We start from the raw sequence: 19,892 nt of genomic DNA, 5'->3' as shown, positions 1-19,892 counted from the left end.
GCCGCACAGACTTGGGAGCGGGTCATCTGCGTCCCGTCTCGGAAGAGCTGGAACAGCTGACCGGCGGTGTAGCTGCTGCCCACGGAATCAGCCCTGGTTGCTGAACGCCGCGTCGAACCTCGCAGAGGCGTCGTCGTAGTCGTACTTCGACAGCAGTTCGAGAGCCTCGTGCGCCCCATAGAGGCGGTCCATGCCCGCATCTTCCCACTCGATGCTGATCGGTCCCGAGTAGCCGATCGCATTCAGGGCGCGGAATGCGGACTCCCACGGGACATCGCCGCGGCCCGCCGAGACGAAGTCCCACCCGCGTCGGGGGTCGCCCCACGGCAGGTGCGAGCCGAGCAGCGTGTTCCGGCCGGTCGTGCGGACTTTGATGTCCTTGCAGTCCACGTGGTAGATCCGGTCCCTGAAGTCCCAGAGGAATGAAATCGGGTCGATGCCCTGCCAGATGAAGTGGCTCGGGTCCCAGTTCAGGCCGAAGGCCGGACGGTGGTCGATAGCTTCGAGGGCGCGGACCGTGGTCCAGTAGTCGTAGGCGATTTCGGACGGATGCACCTCGTGCGCGAACCGCACGCCCTCGCTGTCGAAGACGTCGAGGATCGGATTCCAGCGCTCGGCAAAGTCCTGGTAGCCAGCATCGATTGTCGTTTCCGGGACTGGCGGGAACATCGCGACGTATTGCCAGATGCTCGAGCCCGTGAAGCCGACGACCGTCTCGACTCCGAGCGCGCGGGCCAGCCGTGCGGTGTTCTTGAGGTCCGTGGCCGCGCGCTGGCGCACGCCCTCCGGATCGCCGTCGCCCCACACGCGCGGACCGACTATGGCCTGATGGCGGAAGTCGATGGGGCTGTCGCAGACGGCCTGACCTTTGAGATGGTTCGAGATCGCCCAGACCTTGAGGCCGTATCGGTCGAGGAGGTCGAGCTTGGACTGGACGTAGCCGGGTTCGTTCCACCGGGAAGCGTCGAGGTGGTCGCCCGAGACGGCGATCTCGAGCCCGTCGTAGCCCCAGCGGGCCGCCAGCCGCGCGACCTCCTCAAGTGGAAGGTCGGCCCACTGGCCGGTGAACAAGGTGTACGGGCGTCGCATGGTGGCTCCTTGCAGGTCGGAGTGCCCTTAGCCGAGCGGGGTGATTGGGGTGACGGTGAACGGCTCGGCGAGCAGCTCTGCGCATTCGGCCACGAAGTCCCGGACGTGGGCCTGAGTGGTGTGGGCGTCGAGATTGGACTGTCGGTCCCAGCCCTCGATGAGGACGAACCGGGCCCCGTCCGCGAAGACGGTGTACTCGACGCAGCCCTCGTCGTTGCGGCTCAGCCGCTGGAGCGCCTCGAGGGCGGCGCGGAGCGGGGATTCCAGGCCCGGTTTGGGCGTGAAGAGGGGCATGAGCCAGACCTGCGGCCTGGCTCCTCTGCGGTGCGGTCATGGGTGTTCCTGAGGAGACGGTGGTGGGGGCTCCTCGCGGGCGCCCCCACCGAACGGTTGCAGTGCTAGTCCGCGGCGATGGACGGGACGTCGATCCAGGCGCCCTTCTCGGCTGAGACGACGATGGCGTCGTCGATGAGCGCGGTCTGGTAGCCGTCGGCGAAGTTCGGGCTCACGCTGCCGCCCTCGGCGATGGCCTTGAAGAAGTCGTGCGCTTCGATGATCTTCGTCTCCCCATAGCCGATGCCCAGCGCCGGGATCGGCCAGAGGCCCTCGCCGTAGGGGTGGGCCGGGCCGGTGTAGATGGTTCGGAAGCCGCGGCGGTCGTCGCCGTCGTTTGCGAAGCACACCTGGAGCTCGTCGCGGCGCTCGTAGTTGAAGACGATGCTGCCCTCGGTGCCGTGGATCTCGAACGTGATGAAGTTGTTCCGTCCGTAGCCGTTGCGGGTGGCCTCAATGGAGCCGACCGCGCCATTGGCGAAGCGGACCATCGTCATGACCTCGTCGTCGACGTCGACCTCGCCTCGCGGCCCCTCGCCGCCCCGGACGTTGCCGAGGGCGTCGGCCCCGCCGGACTGTAGGGGTCGGTCGGGGATCCAGGTCGAGAGGATTGAGTTGACGGAGGCGAACTCGCCCACGAGGTAGCGGGCCATGTCGATGACGTGGGTCGCGATGTCGCCCAGTGCACCGGAGCCCGCGACGGACTTCTGGAAGCGCCACGAGAGCGGCGAGCTGGGATCGGCGCTCCAGTCCTGGAGGTAGGTGCCGCGGAAGTTGAGGATGCGCCCGATCGCGCCCTCTTCGATGTACTTCTTTGCGAGGGCGACGGCGGGCGTGCGGCGGTAGTTGAACGCAACCATGTGCACGATGCCGGTGCCCTTGACCGCGTCGTACATCGCCTTGGACTCCTCGCCGGTGCGGGCGAGCGGCTTTTCGCAGATGAGGTGCTTGCCGGCTTGGGCGGCTGCGATGGCGATCTCCGCGTGGAGGTGGTTCGGGGTCGCGATGTCGACGACGTCGATGCTCGGGTCGTCGATGATCCGGCGCCAGTCGGAGGTCGAGTTCTCGAAGCCGAAGCGGCGTGCCGCCTCGGCGGCGAGCTGGTCATTGGCCTCGGCAATCGTGTGTCGGATGGGCATGGCCGGGGCGGGCCAGAAGAACATGGGCATCGCGGAGTAGGCGAGCGAGTGGGCCTTGCCCATGAAGCCGCCCCCGATGAGGCCGACGTTGAGGTTCTTCATGATGATGGGTTCCTTTTCCGTGGAAATTCGGTCGTTAGGGGAGGAGTTCGCGGAGGTACTTCCGGCTGATCTCGGCGGCGGTGCGCGGGTCGCCGTCGTACTCGTCGAGCTCGACCATGAGCCAGCTGTCGTAGCCGCTGTCCTTGAGCGCCTCTATGATGTCCGCGAAGTCGAGCTCGCCCTGCCCAAGGGGCAGGAATGCGAACGGATCCTTGCGGAAGTCCTTGAGGTGCACATGGCGGAGGCGCTCGGGATACTTGCGGATCATGGCCGCAGGGTCGGCCCCGCCGGCGGCGAGGTGCGCGGTGTCGGGGCAGAAGCCGATCCTGGTGAGGGGCATGAGGCGCTCGAGCTCGTCCGGGCCTTCGACGATGGTCGTGAGGTGCGGGTGGTAGCTCGCGGACAGGCCGAATCCTTCCGCGATGTCCGTCACGCGGTCGAGCGCCTCTCCGAGACGGCGGTAGTCTTCATCTGTGGTGCCAGCCGCGCGACGTGCCCCGCCGCCGACGACGAGGCGTTCGGCCCCGAAGATCGCCGCCAGCTCGGCCGCGCGCCGGATCCTGTGCAGCTCGTCGGGGAGGATGTCGGCGTAGATGAAGTTCGCCCCGGTGTAGACGCTCACGAGCGAGACGCCCGCCTCCTCGAGGAGGCCGCGGAGCTCCTCGGGCCGGTCGGCGTACTCGGCGAGGTTGCCGTCGAACATCTCCACGCCCTCGTAGCCGGCGGAGGCGATGTCCTTCACGGCCCGGTCCATAGACCCGCGGGTCATGTAGAAGAGGTCCTTGACGCTCGTCACCCCGACCGGGTGCCCGACGACCCCGCCCCAGGTGATGGTGCAGTATCCGAGTTTCATTGGCTGCGGCCCTTTCAGATGATGGTGGAAACCTTGTCGTGCCCGGGAACGCTGACCCATCCGCGGGCCTGCGCTGAGCTGATGAGCGCCTGGGTCAGCTGGGCTGCGCGGAGCCCGTCCGCGAATGTGGGCAGCCCGTCGGGGGCGTTCCCGCGTACGGCGTCGTAGACGTCGGCAATGAAGGCATTGAAGCTGTCCTGGTAGCCCTGCGGGTGTCCGGCGGGGAGCCGGGCGTACCGCCTGCCGCCGTCGGTCGTTAGGGTGTCGGGGCCGACGGCGATCCGCGAGGCTTCGGCGGTTCTGCCGACCCAGAGCGTGTCCGGCTGCTCCTGATCGAAGCTCAGGGAGGCCTGGGTTCCGTCGAAGGAGAACCAGAGCCGGTTCTTCCGGCCCGGGGTGACCTGGCTGACCACGACGGACCCAGCGGCGCCCTGGTCGGTTTCGAACAGCACACTGGCACCGTCCTCGGTGGCGACGGGGAAGGAACCTCCATCGCCGAGCCGCTCCGCGAACGCCTGCGACGTCGATGCGACAAGCCGCGTGATCCGCTGCCCGGTGACGAATTCCATGAGGTCGCACCAGTGGACGCCGATGTCGGCGAAGGCCCGGGACGCCCCTCCCCTGGTGGGGTCGACGCGCCAGTTCGTCGCCCCGGGGCTGGCGAGCCAGTCCTGGAGGTACGAGCCATGCAGGAGCCAGAGGCGGCCGGCGTCCCCGCGGCGGGCGAGGCCCCGCGCCTCGCGGACGGCAGGGTAGAAGCGGTAGACGAACGGTACCGTCGCGACCCTTCCGTGGCGCTGGGCCAGGTCTGCGAGCTCGGCGGCATCCTCCACCGAGGTCGCGAGCGGCTTCTCGCACACGACCGCTTTGCCGGCCGCGAGGGCCAGCTTCGCGTACGGGGCGTGCGTCGCGTTGGGGGTGCAGATGTGGACGACGTCGACGTCGTCGCGATCGATCAGCGACTCGGGTGACGATGCTGCGTGCAGCGCACCGAGAACGGGGGCAGCGCGTTCGGCGCTCGCCGTCGTCCGGCCGGCGACGGCGCTCACCGTCCCGCCCGCGGCCCGCACCGCGTGCGCGTGGACGCCGCCCATGAAGCCCGTGCCGATGATCCCGGAGCGAAGTCCCGCCGTCATGGCTACTTCTTCCGGGCCAGGGCGACGGCCAGGATGATGATCGCGCCGCGGACGACCTGCTGCTGGCTGCTGTCGAGCCCGGCGAGGATGAGGCCGTTGTTGATCAGGCCGATCAGGAGCGAGCCGAACAGCGTGCCGATCACGGTGCCGGAGCCGCCGAACAGGCTGGTCCCACCGAGGATCACGGCGGCGATAGCCGAGAGCTCGTCGCCCGTGCCCCACTGGAAGCGTCCGGACTGGAGGCGCCCCGCGTAGAGCATGCCGGCGATGCTCGCGACGATGCCGGAGATGAGCAGGACCTGGAACTTGAGGCGCTTGGTGTTGATGCCGGTGAAGTCGGCCGCGGTGCGGTTGCCGCCGGTGGCCAGGACCTGCCGGCCGAACTTCGTGCGGGACAGGACGACGGCGCCGATTGCCACGAAGAGCGCGGACCATAGGACCAGGCCGGGGATAGGGCCGATATTGCCGGAGCCGAAGATCGTGTTGAAGGTGTCGTCGAGGATCGGCTGCGGGGCCGACGCCGTGACCCACTGGGCAGCGCCGACTGCGATACCCATCATGCCCAGGGTGACGAGGAACGACGGGATGCCCAGAAGGCTGACGAGGCCGCCGTTGATGGCCCCGACGATCACGCCCATGGCGAGACCGGCCAGGATGCCCGGCACGAGGCCCCACTGGGAGATGCCCATCGCCGTGGCGACGCTCGAGAGGCCGGCGGTGGACCCGACGCTGAGGTCGATCTCGGCGCACGAGATGACGTAGGTCATCCCGACGGCGATCACTGTGATGGTGGCGGTCTGCCGGAAGATGTTCAGCAGGTTGACCGCGGACAGGAAGCCCTGGTCGTGCAGGAGGATCGCGAAGAAGGCGAAGACCACGACGAAGCCGATATAGATGACGTAGCGGCGCCAGTCGAGCCTCTTCAGCATCTCGCCGAAGCTCGGCGACGCCGGCGTCTCGATGGTGGCCGCGGGGGCTGTCTTGCTCATGTCAGACTCCCTGGACTGCGAGTTGGAGGGACTCCTCGTCGGCGATGTCGCCGCGAGGCAGGTCTTGGATGATGGAACCTTCCTTGAGGACGAGGACTCGGTCGCTCACTGCAAGGAGTTCGGGATATTCGGAGGAGATGACGATCACCGCTTTGCCGGTGCTCGCCAGGTCCCGGATCATGTCGAGGATCTCGCTCTTCGTGCCGATGTCGACGCCGGCCGTTGGCTCGTCGAGGATGAGCACCTCGGGGTCGGTGCCCAGCCACTTGGCGATGACGACCTTCTGCTGGTTGCCGCCCGAGAGGAGCCTGACAGGCCGATTCGGGTGGGCGACCTTCACCGCGAGCTTGTCGATGAGCGAGGACGAGAGCTTCTTGCCCGCGCCGACGTCCAGGAGCGGGCCGCGGCTGATGCTTCCGAGGAGTGGGAGCAGGAGGTTGTCGCGCACGGAGTGCTCCAGGACAAGGCCCTGAGCGCGCCGGTCCTCCGGAATCAGGGCGAGCCCGGCCGCGATCGCCTGCTTGGGCGAGCCGATCGTGACCTTCTTGCCCTTGATGAGGATCTCGCCGCTCGTGGCCTTGTCGATGCCGAACAGCGTGCGGGCCAGTTCGGTGCGCCCGCTGCCCATGAGGCCTGCGAGTCCGAGGATCTCTCCGGGCCGCAGCGCGAAGGAGACGTCCCGGACCTTGGGGCCGGAGGTGAGCCCACGCACCTCCAGGAGGGGGACGCCGTCGTGCGCAACGTGGTCCCGTGCGCGGTAGGCGAGCTGCCCCTCGATCTTCTTGCCCACGATGCCCTCGACGATCTGCTCGGGCGTCAGGCCGGACAGCGGCTCCGTGAGCAGCCGGCGCCCGTCGCGCAGGATCGTGATGCGGTCCGCGATCCGGTACACCTCGTCCATGCGGTGGGAGATGTAGATGATCGAGATGCCGCGGGCCTTGAGCCGGTCGATGAGCTCGAAGAGGGCCTCCGTCTCGTGTCTGGCCAGGCTCGCGGTCGGCTCGTCCATGATGAGCACCCCCGCGTTCTGGGACAGTGCCTTGGCGATCTCCGTGAGCTGCCAGTACGCCGTGCCGAGGCGCGAGACCTCGGCCTTGGGGTCGACGCGGACCTCCATCTCGTCGAAGAGCCTCCTGGCTCGGCGCACGGCCTCACGGTCGTCGATGAAGCCGCCGGCCAGCGGCTCGGAGGCGAGGAAGATGTTCTGCGCCACCGTCAGGCTGGGCACGAGGCTGAATTCCTGGAAGACCATTCCGATGCCGGCGGACTTCGCGTCCTGGATGGAAGTGATGGCGGCCGGCTTCCCGTCGATGAGGATCTCGCCGGCGTCTGCCTGGTAGACGCCCTGCAGGATCTTCATGAGGGTTGACTTGCCGGCGCCGTTGCCGCCTGCAAGTGCGTGGACTTCGCCTTTGCGGACTTCGAAGTCGACCTCCTTCAGGACCGGAACCCCGTTGAAGGCCTTGGAGATGGACCGCATCTCGACGGCGTTGTCTGGCGTGTTCATGGGTTGTCCCTCCCGGGCGGGGGCATCAGCCCCCGCCCGACTGGTTCTGCTGCTTCTGGCCCCTACTTCTTGTACGAGTTCTGGAGGTCCGCGGGAGCGTCGGCGTGGTAGACCTGCTTCCACGCATCGAGGACGTTCGAGTGGTCCACGGGCAGGGCGCTCAGCGCCACGTAGGCCGGCTCCTGCTTGCCGAGGAGGGATCCGGCAGCGATCTGAGCCTCGGTCACGCCCTGGTCGAACGGAACCTGGGCGCCGAGGCCGACCACGAGGTCGTTCTTCGCGAGCGCGATGGCCACGTTCTTGCCGAGGTCCTCGGTGGCGATCTTGAGGTCCTGGCGTCCCGCAGCACGGGCCGCCGCCATGACGCCCTCGGCCGGGACGTCCCACACGGCCCAGATGCCCGACAGGTCCGCGTGCTTGCTCAGCATCGCGTTCGCCGCCGCCTGAGCGTCGCCGGCGAAGTCAGGGCCGGCGATGCCCTTCTCCTCGACGATCTGGATGTCCGGGTAGTCCTTCGCGATGGTGTCCTTGAAGCCCTGGTGGCGCTGCTGGGTCACGAAGAAGTCGGCCTGGTGGAAGATGACGCCGATCTTGCCCTTGCCGCCGAGGGCCTTGGCCATCTCGTGGGCGGAGACGACGCCGTTGCCGTAGTTGTCCGCCGAGACGTCAGAAACGTAGTCCTTGCCCGCGGTGAAGCCCTGCGGGACATTGTCCATGAAGACCAGCTTCGCCCCGGCCTGTGCGGCCTTCCGGTAGGCCGTCGCGGTCGCGACGGGGTCGGTGGGGATCGAGACGATGATGTTCGGCTTCTGGGTCATGACGGTCTCGAGGTCGGAGACCTGCTTGTCCGGCTTGAAATCGGCATCCGTCGTGGCGATGACCTTGATGCCGAGCTTCTCGAACTCGCTCTTGAGGCCGGCAATCTGCGCCGTCGCCCAGTCGTTGCCGCCGTAGTGCATGGCGATCGCGGCCGTGGCGCCCATGGCCTTGACCTTCGAGATCTCGTCCGGAGTCAGGGTCGTGGCCGAGGCGGGCGACGGCGTCTCGCCGTTCGGGCCCTTGCTGAGCACCTGCCCGGTGACCTGCTTGAGGGCGGTCTCGGCCTTCTGGGAGACGGCGGAGTCCGTTCCTCCGGTGGCGCTCGTCGATGAGCTGCACCCGGCGGCCGCGAGCGCGATGGCCGCGGCTGCTGCGAAGAGGGCTGTTCTGCGGATCATAGGTGTTCTCCAGTCCTGTCTGGGAGGGGAAAGGGGTGGGGTGGAGCAAGAGCCCGGGCTGGGCGACGGCTCCCGTGAAGTGCCGATGCGGGTGGGGCCGCTCAGGCCAGCGCAAGGGCCAGAGCGGGGGGGACCGGAGACAGGACGAGCCCGCCAGCGGCCGAGGCTGCGCGGATTGCCGCAGCCTTGTCGGATGAGCCCAGGAACGCCTGTGCGTAGGGCTTGTCGAAGAAGAGTCCCAGGGAGCAGCGGCCGTGGCGGGCCTCCACCCACTTCACGACGTCGGCCGAGACCGCTGCCATGTCTCCGCGCAGTTCGACTTCCTTGCCGTCGACCGTCATCGCTGCGATCACCGAGCGATCCGCGTCGAGGGTGACAACCAGGCTCGCCCAGAGGGCGCCCCCTTGGAAGACGCCGACGACCGCCGAGGTGTTGACCGGAACGAAGGCGTTGACTGCTGTCCCGATCGCATCGATGCTGCCGGGGGCGGCGAGGAGGAGCTGCTCGGCGTTGCGCCATTGGGAGGCCGTCCGTGCGTCCGGGAGAAGCGCGGTGAGCGCCTTCGCGTTGTTCGCACTGGCCATCTCCGGCTCCCTCATCCTCGTCGGGCTGTTGCCGTGAACGTTCACGACTCCATCTATCGTGAACGTTCACGGTCTATGTGTCAAGAGTCACAAAAAGACGGCCGCAGAGTCCAGGCTTGCGGGGCGCGTCATATCGTCGGGGGAGGCGCGCCTGCGCTAGTGGCTGGCTGGCGGAGCCTTGCGGCGATCGCGCTCTTGCGCACTACGAGGGTCGGGACACTCGGGGTCCGGTCGACCTCGCGGCCTTCGATTGCGCCGATCAGCCCGTCGATGCTGCCTCTTGCCAAGGCGGGGAAATCCTGCCGGACGGTGGTCAGCGGCGGCAGGAAGAAATCCGAACCTTCGACATCGTCGAAGCCGACGATGCTGACGTCCTCGGGCACCCTGACGCCGTTCTCGGCGAAGGCTCGGACCAGGCCCAGAGCGGTGTGGTCGCTCACCGCGAATATGGCCTGAGGAACGCGGCCCTCCGCGACGAGGCGCAGGCCGGTCTCATACGCCCACCTTGGGCTCCAGTCTCCCTCGAGGCAGAGCCCCGGCCGCAGGCCGGCGTCGCGCAGTGCGCCTTCCCAGCCACGCCTGCGGACGCGGCCGTCGAACCACTCCATCGAGCCGGCGATGTGGGCGATGTCGGTGTGCCCGAGGTCGATCAGGTGCTCGGTGGCCATCCGGGCGCCCAGTTCCTGGTTCTCCGAATAGGTGAAGACGTTCGGAGTCGACGACGCGCCGGCGGCGATCATCTCGACCGGCACCCGGATCGAGGCCTTCCACACGGCCGAGGCCATCGAGAGCCGCGGCGCAATGACGATGATGCCGTCGACGCCGATGTCGTCCAGCGTGTCGAGGGCGTTCGGCACGGATATTTCGTAGGGTTCCTCGACGGTGACAACTGTGGTGCCGTAGCCCTTCAGACGGGCGACATTCTCGAGCGAGATGAGCGTCCCGACGGGGCCGAAGCGGGGGGAGCCGTCGGTGAGGATTCCGACCAGGGTGGAGCGGTTGGTGACGAGGGTGGTCGCCGTCCGATTGCGGCGATAGCCGATCTCCTGGATGACCCGGAGAACCCGTTCGCGGGTCGAGGCGCTGACGTCCGGCGCATTGTTGATGACTCTCGAGACCGTTTGATACGAGACACCGGCCATCCGAGCCACGTCGTTGATGCTGGGCTTGCGTGATGCGCCCGTGACCGAGCCTCTTGGCGCCCCTGGCAACGGCAACTCCCTCCGACGGCGTCCTGCTCGAGGATGACCGAGTCCACGTCTAAGGATATCCGGGCGCCCAGAGGCTCCCGGCGGGGCCTGCCTGGCAGAAGCGACGGGCTGCCCGACGGGCGCCAGAGTCCCGCCGACGGGCTATCCCGAGGCGAGCTGAGGACCGCAGCTACGCCGGGGTCGCGGTGGGCTGGGCGATGTTCTTGGCGATATCCCTTTCCACGTCGCGGATGTGGGCTACAGCGGCATTCTGGGCTTCGCGGACTCGGCCTGCGACGACAGCGTCGACGATCTTCGTGTGGCCCCTGTGCGAGTCTTCACGGCGGCCCGGGAGGTCGATGACGCGGTGCGAATACTTGACCATCATCGGCTCCAGGCTGCCGTATATCGTGGCGAGCAGTCCGTTCTTGGAGGCCTTCGCGATCGTCTGGTGCAGCTTGAAGTCGAGCTTGACGAATTCCTCGTTGGGGAGGTCCGGGTCGGCGCATCTGCTGAGGATGTCCTGGAGCTCTGAGGCGTACCCAGGCGTGATGCGCCGTGCTGCCAGGCCCGCGGCGTCCCTTTCCATCATCCGCCGCACCTCGAACAGTTCGGGGACGGTGAAGCCTTCGAACACCAGGAGGTCGGAGCCCGCCTGGGAGGCGACGGTGTTGCTGACGACGAAGACGCCCACGCCGTGGTTGCTGCTGACCAGGCCGCTGGCTTCGATGCTTCTGATGGCTTCGCGCATGGAGCTGCGGCTCACACCGAATTCCTCTGCGAGCACTCGCTCCGGCGGGAGCTTCTCGCCGACGGCGTAGACGCCCTTGGTGATGAGCTGGGTCAGCTGGGCGGCTACCGAGTCGGAGACCCGGAGCCGCTCCACGCGTTCGATCCTGCTGGCAGTCTCGGCCATCGTTCTTCCTTCCCCTGACGGGTGTTTCGGTCTCCCCCCAGCGGGTGACTCTTGAATGATACTGGTCAGGTGGTCCGATCTCCAGCGCATTGGGGCTAAGGCGGCCACCGTGTTCCGACGTGAGGCGGGGCGGGCACCGGCGGTGCTGCGCCCCGCCTCACGCGGGCAGTTCGGATCCTCGCCTCAGTACTTCTTGGGGGGCGCCATGATGCTGTTGATGTAGGCGGCGTAGGCGTCCGCGTTGTCCTTGGTCACCAGATGCGTCGTGATGTCCGAGATCTTCGGGACGTAGTTGCCCAGGACGACGGACTGGAATGCTATGTCGATCATCTGCATGGCGTTGTCCACAGAGTTCACGTCGACGGAGGCCGTCAGCTTCCCGTTGCGGATGGCGTCCATGCCGGAGAGCAGGCCGTCTGCTCCGACGATGACGATTCCCTGGGACCCGTCCCACTGCTTGAGGCCGGCGGCATCGACGGCCTGGGAGGCCCCGAGCGCCATGTCCTCGTTCTCGCCGTAGATGGCGTTGATGTCGGGGTGGCGGGTGAGGAGGTCCTGGGCCGCGGAGAGGCCTTTGTCGCGGAGGTACCCGCCGTCGGCCGTGGCAACGACCTGAAGGCCGGGGTTCTCCGCCATCGCCTGATTGAAGCCGATGAGGCGCGCGCGGGACCAGTCGGAGCCGGAAGGGCCCATGATCTGCGCGATCTTGCCCTTGCCCTTGAGCGTGTCGGCGATGAACTTTCCGGCTACGTAGCCGGACTGCCAACGGTTGTCGTACCCGATATTGGAGACGGTGTTGATCTGGTCGATGGGGTACAGCTCGACCGGCTGGTTGAACTGGAAGATCTTCGTCCCGGCGTCCATGGACTTCTTGTAGACGCCCTGCATGGTCGCGAAGTTTGCACCCGTGCAGATGAAGACGACATCGAACTTGCGGCTCGTCCAGGTCTGGACGGTGCTGATCTGCTGCTCAACTGCGTTGAAGTTGCCCGTGGGCGAGGACTTCTCCCACTTCCACCTGACGCCGTACTGGTCCTCGAGCTGGGCCATCCTCGTGAACGCGGCGTTCTCCATCTGGGTGTAGTACTCGGAGAGCACGGGCGGGGTGAAGCCGACCTGGACGGTGCGGCCGTTGACGAGCTTCTTGACCGCCGCGGCGTAGTCCGCGTTCCCGGCCAGTGCTGCCCCGGCACCGCCGCCGCCACCGCCCGTGGCCCCGCCGGGCGGGGCCGTGCAGGCGGAGAGCAGGGTCAGCGAGCCCAAGAGGGCGCCGGCGCCCAGCATCTGGCGCCTTGTGGATCCGGGCCTGGCATTCTCGTTCGGGGAGGTGGTTCCCATGTCATTTCTCCTTTGAGGCTGGGGACTGCGGTTCGGGTGCTGCGGACGGGTTCGGTGCAGGGGTCAGCCCACTGCCTGTTCGACCTGCTGGACGGGCGCCGGCTTCCGGGCTTGTGGGGCGTGCTCGATTTCGGCGCTGTTCTGGCGCTGCTTGAAGTACGCCGTGAGTCGGTCGAGCAGCACGGCGAAGAGCAGGATGGCTCCTGTGACGATCTGCTGCCATTCGGAGGTGATGCCGGCGATGTTCATGGCATTGGTGATGAGGGTGATGGTCAGCGCACCGAGAATGGCGCCGATCATTCGGCCCCGCCCGCCCGTCAGCGCTGCGCCGCCGATGATCGCGGCGGTGATGGCGAGGATCTCGTAGCCGGTTCCGAGGGTGGGTGCCACGTTGGTGGCCCGCCCGGCCATGATGACTCCCGCGAGGCCCGCGCAGCCGCCGCTGACGATATAGGCGAACGTCTGGACCGCGGGGACGGAGATGCCAGAGAGGCGGGCCGCGTCCGGGTTGCCGCCCACGGCGTAGAGGTAGCGGCCGATCACGGACTTTCGGAGCATGAGGGCTACCGCGATGCACAGGACGAGGGCGACCAGCACGGGAATGCTGATGAGGCCGGCGAGTTTCACCTGGCCGCCGACCAGGCGGTATTCGGGTGTCATGTAGCGGGTGAACGGCGTTCCCTTGGTCCACAGGAAGAGGGCGCCGCGGGCGACGCCCAGCATGGCCAGCGTCGCAACGAAGTCCGGCAGCCCCAGCTTGGTGATCAGGAGGGCATTCACGAGGCCGCACGCGAGCCCGCATCCGATTCCGGCCAGCAGTGCGAGCGGGAAGATGAGGCCCTGCGTGATGAGGTAGGCGCCGACGCCTGCGGAGAGCCCCATGACTGATCCGACGGAGAGGTCGATGCCTCGCGCGATGAGGACGACCGTCATGCCCAAGGCGAGCAGGAGCACGAAGACCGCCTGGTTCGCGATGTTCTCCCAGTTCCCGAAGCTGAGGAACGACGGCGAGACGAAGGTCATGAGGATGATGAACAGGACCAGGAGGACCACGAGGCCGGAGCCCGGCTTGGCCAGGAGGGCCTGGATCCGGCGGCCGAGGCTGGATGCGCTGGGAGGAGAAGACATGTCATGCCTCGCTGGGGTTCGGGCCCGCGGCCCGCGCCGGGGCCATGGGGCGCAGGGTGGTCTGCAGCCACTTCTGGGCGCCGCGGTCGAATGCCACGGCGGCGACGATGGCCGCGCCGGTGACGATCGAGAACCACAGCGGGTCGACGCCGATCAGCTGCAGGCCGCGGTTGAGGACGGCCAGGAAGAACGCTCCGACGGCGGCGCGCCAGATGCTGCCGCGCCCGCCGGCGAGGGAAACGCCGCCGACGACACACCCGGCGATGGCCGTCAGTTCGTACCCGCCGCCGAGTCCGGGCTGCACGGAGTTGAGGTGGGAGGCCAGGAGCACGCCCCCGATGCCGGCGACGGCCCCGGAGATGACGAAGACCGTGAACTTGGTCTTGCGGACACCGACCGCGGCGAGATAGGCCGCGTCCGGGTTGATTCCGACCGCGTAGACGGATCGTCCGAACGGTGTCTTGACGAGGGCGGCCTCGAGCACGACGAGGATGACGGCGGCGATGAGGACGCCGGTCGGGACGCCGGCGATCTTCCCGCCCGCGAGGGTGAGGAAAGAACTGTCCGTGGTGCCGGTCAGCTGGGTGTGGACGGTGAAGACCTGGAGGGTGCCGGCGCCGATGCTCAGGGTCGCGAGGGTGACGACAAAGTCGCTCAGTCCGAGAGCCGCGACGAAGGTTCCGTTGATGAGGCCGATGACGAATCCCGTGGCCGTGCCGGCAAGGACCGCCACAACGGCCGGCGCCCCGTTCATCGAGGCGAACAGGGTGGCCGCCGCGCTCAGCCCGATGTTCGAGCCGATGGACAGATCGATGCCCCCGCTGATCAGCACGAACGTGAGACCCGCGGCGAGCAGGATGGCCGGGACCGATTCGACGAAGGTGTTGTAGATGTTGTCCGGGCTGAGGAAGTAGGGCGAGGCCAGGGCGAAATAGACGCACATGGCCAGGAAGGCGATCGAGACGGCGACGCCGTCGATCGCCAGAGCCCGTGAAGAACGCTGGAGGACGCTCATGCTGCTGCAGCCCCTCGGGTCGCAAGCGAGATGATCTGTTCGCCGAGCTCGCTCGTCTCCGAGGCGGCTTCATCGCGCCCCGTTCCCTCGAGTTCGCCGACGATGGTTCCTTCGCGCATCACGGCGATGCGGTCGGAGACGCGGATCAGTTCCGGGAGTTCGGAACTGATCACGATGGCTGCTCCGCCGCGATCGACGAAGTCGTAGATCAGGCGGTAGACCTCGGCCTTGGCGCCGACGTCGATTCCCTGGGTCGGCTCGTCGAAGATGATCAGATCCGGATTCGTGAAGAAGCACCGCGCAATAACGACCTTCTGCTGATTGCCTCCGCTGAGGTTGCGGATCCTTTCCTGCACGGAGCTCGTCTTGATGCCCAGATCACCGACAAACCTCTTGGCGGTCGCCGACTCCTGGGAGCCGCGCAGGAAGAGTCCCGCAGCGGCGGTTCTCCTCAGGTCGGAGATGGTGATGTTCCTCTTGATGGAGAAGTCACCGAGGATGGCGTGGGTCTTGCGCTCCTCCGGGACATACATGACGCCCTTCCGCCGGGCCTCCCGCGGCGAGCGGATGACAGTTGGCTTCGAGTGCAGGAAGATCTGGCCGGAGTCGGGCCGGTCGGCACCGAGGATGACCATCGCGGTCTCGGTCCGGCCGGCACCGGCAATGCCGGCGAGCCCCAAGATCTCGCCGCGGCGGACCGAGAGCGACACCTCGTGCAGGCGCGGGTGGCGGGTGACGGCCTCCAGCCGGAGGACTTCGTTCCTGGGGCCGAGATAGCCACTGGTGCTGTTGCCGTCGGCGATGTCCCCCCGCGCGGCGAGGTTCGAGCGTCCGACCATGAGCCGCACGAGCGAGTCTGCCGTGTGCTTGGCAGGATCGACGTTGGCAACGAGTCGACCGTCCCTCAGCACCGTGATGGTGTCCGCCAGCCCGAAGAGCTCATCGAGACGGTGAGTGACCCACAGGAGCGAAATTCCCTTCTCGCGCAATTGGCGCATGTAGCTGAAGAGGGTCAGGCGCTCATGGTCGGCGAGGCCGGAGGTGGGTTCGTCGAGGATGAGAACGCGCGTACGGAAGGCCAGGGCCTTGATGATCTGCACGACGTGCTGCTTGAGCGCGCCGAGGGCTTCGACGGGGACGTTGATGTCGCGGTGCGTGAGGCCGAATTCATGTGCGAGTTCGCGCACCCGGGCCCGCATCCCCCTCTCGTCGAGGATTCCTACGGCACAGTTTCGGCCGGCGACCATCTCTCGGCCGAGGAAGATGTTCTCGACGGCAGTCAGATTAGGGGCGAGTGACTGCTCCTGGTGGACGGTGGAGATTCCGAGGTCCTGGGCATTGCGCGGATTCGAGATGCCCGCCTCTTCGCCATCGATCGCAATGGACCCGGCGCTCGGCGTCACCGTCCCGGAGAGGATGTTGATGAGCGTGGACTTCCCGGCTCCGTTTTCGCCGAGGAGGCCGTGGATCTCGCCAGCACGCAGATCCATGTCGACGTCGGCCAGGGCCACGACGCCCGGGTAGACCTTGCCGATACCGCGGACGGAGACGACTGGCACGTCGCTGGAGCCCGTCAGGGCGCCATGTTGGTTTTCGGTGGTGTTCATTTTCAGCGACCTCATTGTCGAAGCGAAGGCTTTCCAGTTCGCAGGTGATCAGGTGGTCTGACATCCAATGCACCTTCTTTGCCCTTGAAAAGGGAGAGAAGGGCGGGAGTCGCGAGGAGGACGACAGCGGGCGGGCGCGGTGCTGGAAGCCCCGCACCGCGGTGGTGGTCCGCGGGTGCGGGGCAGGCTCGGGGTCGTACTAGACGGCGTCGATGAGCTCGAGGAATTCCCTGCTCGTGCGCACGTCGCCGTGGTTGGCCTGGATGTTGCGCAGGGCCTCCCAGTGCTGGCCGTAGCCGAGGGGGTCGTCCAGGCCCGAGGGGATGGCCGCGGTCGCGTCGGCGAGGACGACGACCTTGTAGTCCTGGTTGGCGCCGTCGATCGCGGTCGTGAGCGCGCAGTTCGCCGTCGAGAGGCCGGCGATGACGAGGGTGTCGGCGCCCGCGCGGCGCATGTACTCGTTCAGGGGCGTGCCGTAGAACGAGGAGAAGCGGTGCTTGCGCATCACCGGTTCGCCGTCGAGCGGCTTGAGCTCGTCGACGAACTCGTCGCCGCCGTTACCCCAAGACCCCGGGAACTTGCCGAGCTGGCCCTCGAGGCCCCACTTGACGTCGGCGTAGCCGGCGTCCTTGCCGTCTCGGCGCAGGCCCCAGAGCGACCAGACCACGGGGATGCCCTTGTCCCGGCAGGCGTCGAGGACGTTCTTGACGGGCTCGATGACATCCTTGCCCTCGGGTGCGCCGCCGATGCTGGGGATGTACATGGCGCCACCCTCTTCAGCACAGGCCTTCTGCATGTCGAGCACGAGCAGCATGGTCTTCTCGGGATCGATGGTGGGAGCGAGGTAGTGCGACCGGTCGATGACCTTGTCGATGTTTTCGTAGGTGTAGTCGAGGGACGACATATTCTTTCCTCCTGTTGTGGCGCCTGCAGCGTTGCAGCGCCGGCCTTTGCTCCTCCGCCTCGGCCGTTCCGATGCCGCGAACGGCCGATGTCAGAAATAGCGGGGATCTGGATGACCAAGGTGGCAGGTGATCCGGTGGTCTGAACACTACGAGAGGGTTGAAGCAGGTGTCAACACCTTTCCGCGATGTCGCTCACCTGATGTGAGACGACCCTGAGAAGCTTCCCGAGGCGATGCCGAGAAGCTTCACCGGGGGGCTTGACGGGGAAGCGGTCGGGAGGAGACACTTCTGGTCCGACCACCTGATGTCTAACCATCGAACTGGACGAGGGCCCGCCCGACGACGAAGTGCGGGGGCCTCGGGGAGACCTGATGAAAAAATTTATGAACGACCCCGCGACGGTCGTGGATGACTATTTGAGTGGGCTGGTCCGCGCCCACGATGACGTCCTCGAATGGGATGACGACCATCGCGTGCTCCAGCGGAAGAACCTTCCGACGACGCCGAAGGTCGGCTTGGTGGGAGGCGGTGGGTCCGGCTGCGAGCCCACGCACACGGGATTCGTGGGGCATGGGATGCTCGACGTGGCGGTCCCGGGCCAAGTCTTCACCTCACCGGTGCCGAACCAGATAGCAGCCGCCACCCGGCGCGCCGACATGGGCAGGGGAGTCTTGCACGTCATCAAGAATTTCACGGGCGAGGTGATGAACTTCGGCATGGCGCAGGAGATCCTGTACTTCGAGGACATCGAGATCGCCCAGGTGATCGTCAACGACGATGTCTCCATTCCCGACGACGGGCAGACTGCCGGGAGACGTGGCTTGGGCGCCACAGTGCTCGTGGAAAAGATCGCGGGTGCGGCGGCTGAGGAGGGCGCTGGTCTTTCCGAGGTCCAAGCCATAGCGCAGCGGGTCGTCGACCGCTCCGGGACCTTCGGCGTCGGCCTTTCGTCCTGCACCCCGCCCCTTCGGGGCAAGCCCGTGTACCGCATGGGCGACGCCGAGATGGACTTGGGCATCGGCATCAGCGGCGAGCCGGGCCGCGAGCGCGTTCGGCTCCAGGACGCTCGCGACATCGCCGAGCTCATGGTCGATGAGGTCCTCACCGACCTCGCTCCCCCGGAGGGGGCGGACCTCCTCATGCTCGTCAACGGCCTGGGCGGCACGCCTCATCAGGAGCTGTACCTCATGGCCGGGGAATTGGCCGCAGCAGCGGAAGCGAGAAACGTACGCATAGCGCGCCAGCTCGTGGGGAATTTCGTGACGTCCCTCGACCAAGCAGGAGTGGCGGTCACCTTCCTCGAGCTGGATCCGGAGCTCGCCCGGCTCTGGGATGCGCCCGTGGAAACCGCAGCACTTCGATGGGGGAGATGAGAGAGAATATGGAGACTTTGAACACGGGGCTTGCGACCGAGAACCTCCGGCGATGGGTCCTCGACTTCGCCCACGGAATCCTCGACGAGCACGAGGCCCTGAGTGACCTCGACTCCGCGAGTGGCGACGCGGATCATGGCTCGAACATGCATCGGGGGATGAGCGGCCTTCTGCGGGTCATCCCCGAATGGGGCGAGGAGGCTCTTCCGGGCGAATTCCTCAAGGGCGTGGGGATGCACATCGTTTCCTCGGTCGGCGGTTCGAGCGGGGCCCTCTACGGCACAATCTTCCTCCGGATGGCGCGCACAGTCGGCGGGGCAAGCGCTCTGGACGCCCAGCTGCTCGTGCGCGCCTTCGAATCCGCAGGCGAGGGGGTGGCGGAACGCGGCAAGGTCAAACAGGGGGACAAGACGATGTACGACGCCTTGGCCCCGGCGATTCACACCCTCAGAGAGCAAGTCGAAGCCGGGGAAGCGTCGCTGTCAGCGGCCTTGGAAGCAGCGGCTGCTGCCGCAGAAGCTGGCCGTGACGCGACCGCGGACATGGTCGCGCGCAAGGGCAAGTCGAGCTACGCTCGCGAGAACTCGCGCGGCGTGATCGATCCCGGGGCGGCCTCCGTGGCCATGCTGATGCGGTCCGCTGCCCGCGCCCTGCCCTAGCGGGCCGACGAACCGAAGACTCTTGACACTCCCTTTTCAATGCGGAAGAGTTCAGACCACCTGACAACCTGATGAATGTCTTTTCGGTGGTCAGCTTCCCGCAGTTCATGCCCATCGCGTCCCCCTCCTCTAGAGGGTGGTTCATTTCAAGACACCAACACGAAAGGTCAAAACCATGAGCCTCAATGGATCGAAGATCGCCCTGCTGATCGAAGACGAGTACCAGATCCTCGAGGGCTGGTACCCGCTGCTTCGCCTCCAGGAGGCAGGCGCGGACGTCCACGTGCTGGGAAGCGGCACGAAGGACAGCTACAAGAGCAAGGAGGGCTACCCGATGGAGGTCGACGGCGCGGCCGCCGACGCCGATCCGTCGGAGTTCGATGCAGTCGTGGTTCCGGGCGGTTTCGCCCCGGACAACATGCGCCTGCATCCCGAGATGATCGCCTTCGTCCGTCAGATGAACGAGTCCGGCAAGCTCGTGAGCGCAATCTGCCACGGCGGCTGGGTGCTCGTTTCGGCCGGCGCACTCAAGGGCAGGAAGGCCACCGGTTACCTGCCGATCAAGGACGACGTCGAGAACGCGGGTGGTACCTGGGTCGACCAGCCGGTCGTCGAGGATGGCAACATCATCACCTCCCGCACCCCCGTCGACCTCCCGGACTTCACGCGAGCGATCATCGCCCACCTCGAGGGCCGTGCGGCCGGTTCGGAGCACTCCACCCACAACCGCGCGACCGATCTTGCCGGCGACCCGGCGGGCAGCCGGTATGAGACCGGCGTTGCCGTGTCCTAGGCGAGCCTTCACAACACTC

At 66.9% G+C, this 19,892-nt stretch carries 19 protein-coding genes; 3 read left to right on the top strand and 16 right to left on the bottom strand.

The window, feature by feature from the left end; translation table 11 throughout:
• Nucleotides 1–87: 87 nt before the first annotated feature.
• The 16 genes from ACLN58_RS00915 to ACLN58_RS00840 form a co-directional block, all read right to left on the bottom strand.
• Nucleotides 88–1,089 carry a sugar phosphate isomerase/epimerase family protein gene (locus ACLN58_RS00915; RefSeq protein WP_415853394.1) on the bottom strand — a complete coding sequence of 334 codons (1,002 nt, stop codon included), beginning with the start codon at nucleotides 1,087–1,089 and terminating at the stop codon, nucleotides 88–90.
• A 27-nt stretch (nucleotides 1,090–1,116) separates the two neighbouring features.
• Nucleotides 1,117–1,383, bottom strand: coding sequence for a putative quinol monooxygenase (locus ACLN58_RS00910; protein ID WP_415853393.1), 267 nt, complete (start codon nucleotides 1,381–1,383; stop codon nucleotides 1,117–1,119).
• A gap of 104 nt (nucleotides 1,384–1,487) precedes the next feature.
• Nucleotides 1,488–2,663, bottom strand: a complete 1,176-nt coding sequence (locus ACLN58_RS00905) for a Gfo/Idh/MocA family protein (protein WP_415853392.1) — start codon at nucleotides 2,661–2,663, stop codon at nucleotides 1,488–1,490.
• 34 nt (nucleotides 2,664–2,697) lie between these two features.
• Complete coding sequence (locus ACLN58_RS00900; RefSeq protein ID WP_415853391.1) at nucleotides 2,698–3,516, bottom strand: sugar phosphate isomerase/epimerase family protein; 819 nt, start codon at nucleotides 3,514–3,516, stop codon at nucleotides 2,698–2,700.
• Between the two features lie 14 nt (nucleotides 3,517–3,530).
• Complete coding sequence (locus ACLN58_RS00895) at nucleotides 3,531–4,652, bottom strand: Gfo/Idh/MocA family protein (protein WP_415853390.1); 1,122 nt, start codon at nucleotides 4,650–4,652, stop codon at nucleotides 3,531–3,533.
• Nucleotides 4,653–4,654: 2 nt separating this feature from the next.
• Nucleotides 4,655–5,641, bottom strand: coding sequence for an ABC transporter permease (locus ACLN58_RS00890; protein ID WP_415853389.1), 987 nt, complete (start codon nucleotides 5,639–5,641; stop codon nucleotides 4,655–4,657).
• Between the two features lies 1 nt (nucleotide 5,642).
• Complete coding sequence (locus tag ACLN58_RS00885; RefSeq protein WP_415853388.1) at nucleotides 5,643–7,148, bottom strand: sugar ABC transporter ATP-binding protein; 1,506 nt, start codon at nucleotides 7,146–7,148, stop codon at nucleotides 5,643–5,645.
• 62 nt (nucleotides 7,149–7,210) lie between these two features.
• Entirely contained in the window at nucleotides 7,211–8,365 is a 1,155-nt protein-coding gene (locus ACLN58_RS00880) for a substrate-binding domain-containing protein (protein ID WP_415853387.1), read from the bottom strand.
• Nucleotides 8,366–8,466: 101 nt separating this feature from the next.
• Entirely contained in the window at nucleotides 8,467–8,949 is a 483-nt protein-coding gene (locus ACLN58_RS00875) for a hypothetical protein (protein ID WP_415853386.1), read from the bottom strand.
• A gap of 128 nt (nucleotides 8,950–9,077) precedes the next feature.
• On the bottom strand, nucleotides 9,078–10,100 hold the full coding sequence (locus ACLN58_RS00870) for a LacI family DNA-binding transcriptional regulator (protein WP_415853385.1): 1,023 nt from the start codon (nucleotides 10,098–10,100) through the stop codon (nucleotides 9,078–9,080).
• 229 nt (nucleotides 10,101–10,329) lie between these two features.
• Nucleotides 10,330–11,055: a FadR/GntR family transcriptional regulator gene (locus ACLN58_RS00865; protein WP_415853384.1), complete on the bottom strand. Its 726-nt coding sequence runs from the start codon at nucleotides 11,053–11,055 to the stop codon at nucleotides 10,330–10,332.
• A gap of 183 nt (nucleotides 11,056–11,238) precedes the next feature.
• Nucleotides 11,239–12,393 (bottom strand): sugar ABC transporter substrate-binding protein, encoded by a 1,155-nt coding sequence (locus ACLN58_RS00860; protein WP_415853383.1) that lies wholly within the window; start codon nucleotides 12,391–12,393, stop codon nucleotides 11,239–11,241.
• Nucleotides 12,394–12,456: 63 nt separating this feature from the next.
• The gene (locus ACLN58_RS00855) at nucleotides 12,457–13,521 is read right to left on the bottom strand and encodes an ABC transporter permease (protein WP_415853382.1); all 1,065 of its coding nucleotides are present in this window, start codon (nucleotides 13,519–13,521) and stop codon (nucleotides 12,457–12,459) included.
• A 1-nt stretch (nucleotide 13,522) separates the two neighbouring features.
• A complete protein-coding gene (locus ACLN58_RS00850) occupies nucleotides 13,523–14,536 on the bottom strand; it encodes an ABC transporter permease (RefSeq protein WP_415853381.1) in 1,014 nt (337 codons plus the stop codon).
• Complete coding sequence (locus tag ACLN58_RS00845; RefSeq protein WP_415853380.1) at nucleotides 14,533–16,143, bottom strand: sugar ABC transporter ATP-binding protein; 1,611 nt, start codon at nucleotides 16,141–16,143, stop codon at nucleotides 14,533–14,535. The genes ACLN58_RS00850 and ACLN58_RS00845 overlap by 4 nt, the downstream gene beginning before the upstream one ends.
• 199 nt (nucleotides 16,144–16,342) lie before the next feature.
• Nucleotides 16,343–17,047 (bottom strand): cysteine hydrolase family protein, encoded by a 705-nt coding sequence (locus ACLN58_RS00840; protein WP_415853379.1) that lies wholly within the window; start codon nucleotides 17,045–17,047, stop codon nucleotides 16,343–16,345.
• A 372-nt stretch (nucleotides 17,048–17,419) separates the two neighbouring features.
• On the opposite strand from ACLN58_RS00840, the gene ACLN58_RS00835 reads away from it, so the two are divergent.
• From ACLN58_RS00835 to ACLN58_RS00825, 3 genes are all read left to right on the top strand, one after another.
• Nucleotides 17,420–18,421, top strand: coding sequence for a dihydroxyacetone kinase subunit DhaK (locus ACLN58_RS00835; protein WP_415853378.1), 1,002 nt, complete (start codon nucleotides 17,420–17,422; stop codon nucleotides 18,419–18,421).
• An 8-nt stretch (nucleotides 18,422–18,429) separates the two neighbouring features.
• Nucleotides 18,430–19,080, top strand: coding sequence for a dihydroxyacetone kinase subunit DhaL (gene dhaL, locus ACLN58_RS00830; protein ID WP_415853377.1), 651 nt, complete (start codon nucleotides 18,430–18,432; stop codon nucleotides 19,078–19,080).
• Nucleotides 19,081–19,255: 175 nt separating this feature from the next.
• Nucleotides 19,256–19,873 carry a type 1 glutamine amidotransferase domain-containing protein gene (locus ACLN58_RS00825; protein WP_415853376.1) on the top strand — a complete coding sequence of 206 codons (618 nt, stop codon included), beginning with the start codon at nucleotides 19,256–19,258 and terminating at the stop codon, nucleotides 19,871–19,873.
• The last annotated feature ends 19 nt before the right edge of the window (nucleotides 19,874–19,892 follow it).

This window comes from Sinomonas sp. G460-2 (assembly GCF_047759905.1).
GTDB lineage: Bacteria > Actinomycetota > Actinomycetes > Actinomycetales > Micrococcaceae > Sinomonas.
Note: the sequence above shows the minus strand (reverse complement) of the source record. Positions and strands in the feature narration are given on the sequence as shown.

Coding starts and splice junctions, on each gene's coding strand:
- ACLN58_RS00915 (WP_415853394.1), bottom strand. CDS start 1,089: ATGCGACGCCCGTACACCTTGTTCACCGGCCAGTGGGCCGACCTTCCA.
- ACLN58_RS00910 (WP_415853393.1), bottom strand. CDS start 1,383: ATGCCCCTCTTCACGCCCAAACCGGGCCTGGAATCCCCGCTCCGCGCC.
- ACLN58_RS00905 (WP_415853392.1), bottom strand. CDS start 2,663: ATGAAGAACCTCAACGTCGGCCTCATCGGGGGCGGCTTCATGGGCAAG.
- ACLN58_RS00900 (WP_415853391.1), bottom strand. CDS start 3,516: ATGAAACTCGGATACTGCACCATCACCTGGGGCGGGGTCGTCGGGCAC.
- ACLN58_RS00895 (WP_415853390.1), bottom strand. CDS start 4,652: ATGACGGCGGGACTTCGCTCCGGGATCATCGGCACGGGCTTCATGGGC.
- ACLN58_RS00890 (WP_415853389.1), bottom strand. CDS start 5,641: ATGAGCAAGACAGCCCCCGCGGCCACCATCGAGACGCCGGCGTCGCCG.
- ACLN58_RS00885 (WP_415853388.1), bottom strand. CDS start 7,148: ATGAACACGCCAGACAACGCCGTCGAGATGCGGTCCATCTCCAAGGCC.
- ACLN58_RS00880 (WP_415853387.1), bottom strand. CDS start 8,365: ATGATCCGCAGAACAGCCCTCTTCGCAGCAGCCGCGGCCATCGCGCTC.
- ACLN58_RS00875 (WP_415853386.1), bottom strand. CDS start 8,949: ATGGCCAGTGCGAACAACGCGAAGGCGCTCACCGCGCTTCTCCCGGAC.
- ACLN58_RS00865 (WP_415853384.1), bottom strand. CDS start 11,055: ATGGCCGAGACTGCCAGCAGGATCGAACGCGTGGAGCGGCTCCGGGTC.
- ACLN58_RS00860 (WP_415853383.1), bottom strand. CDS start 12,393: ATGGGAACCACCTCCCCGAACGAGAATGCCAGGCCCGGATCCACAAGG.
- ACLN58_RS00855 (WP_415853382.1), bottom strand. CDS start 13,521: ATGTCTTCTCCTCCCAGCGCATCCAGCCTCGGCCGCCGGATCCAGGCC.
- ACLN58_RS00850 (WP_415853381.1), bottom strand. CDS start 14,536: ATGAGCGTCCTCCAGCGTTCTTCACGGGCTCTGGCGATCGACGGCGTC.
- ACLN58_RS00845 (WP_415853380.1), bottom strand. CDS start 16,143: ATGAACACCACCGAAAACCAACATGGCGCCCTGACGGGCTCCAGCGAC.
- ACLN58_RS00840 (WP_415853379.1), bottom strand. CDS start 17,047: ATGTCGTCCCTCGACTACACCTACGAAAACATCGACAAGGTCATCGAC.
- ACLN58_RS00835 (WP_415853378.1), top strand. CDS start 17,420: ATGAAAAAATTTATGAACGACCCCGCGACGGTCGTGGATGACTATTTG.
- dhaL (WP_415853377.1), top strand. CDS start 18,430: ATGGAGACTTTGAACACGGGGCTTGCGACCGAGAACCTCCGGCGATGG.
- ACLN58_RS00825 (WP_415853376.1), top strand. CDS start 19,256: ATGAGCCTCAATGGATCGAAGATCGCCCTGCTGATCGAAGACGAGTAC.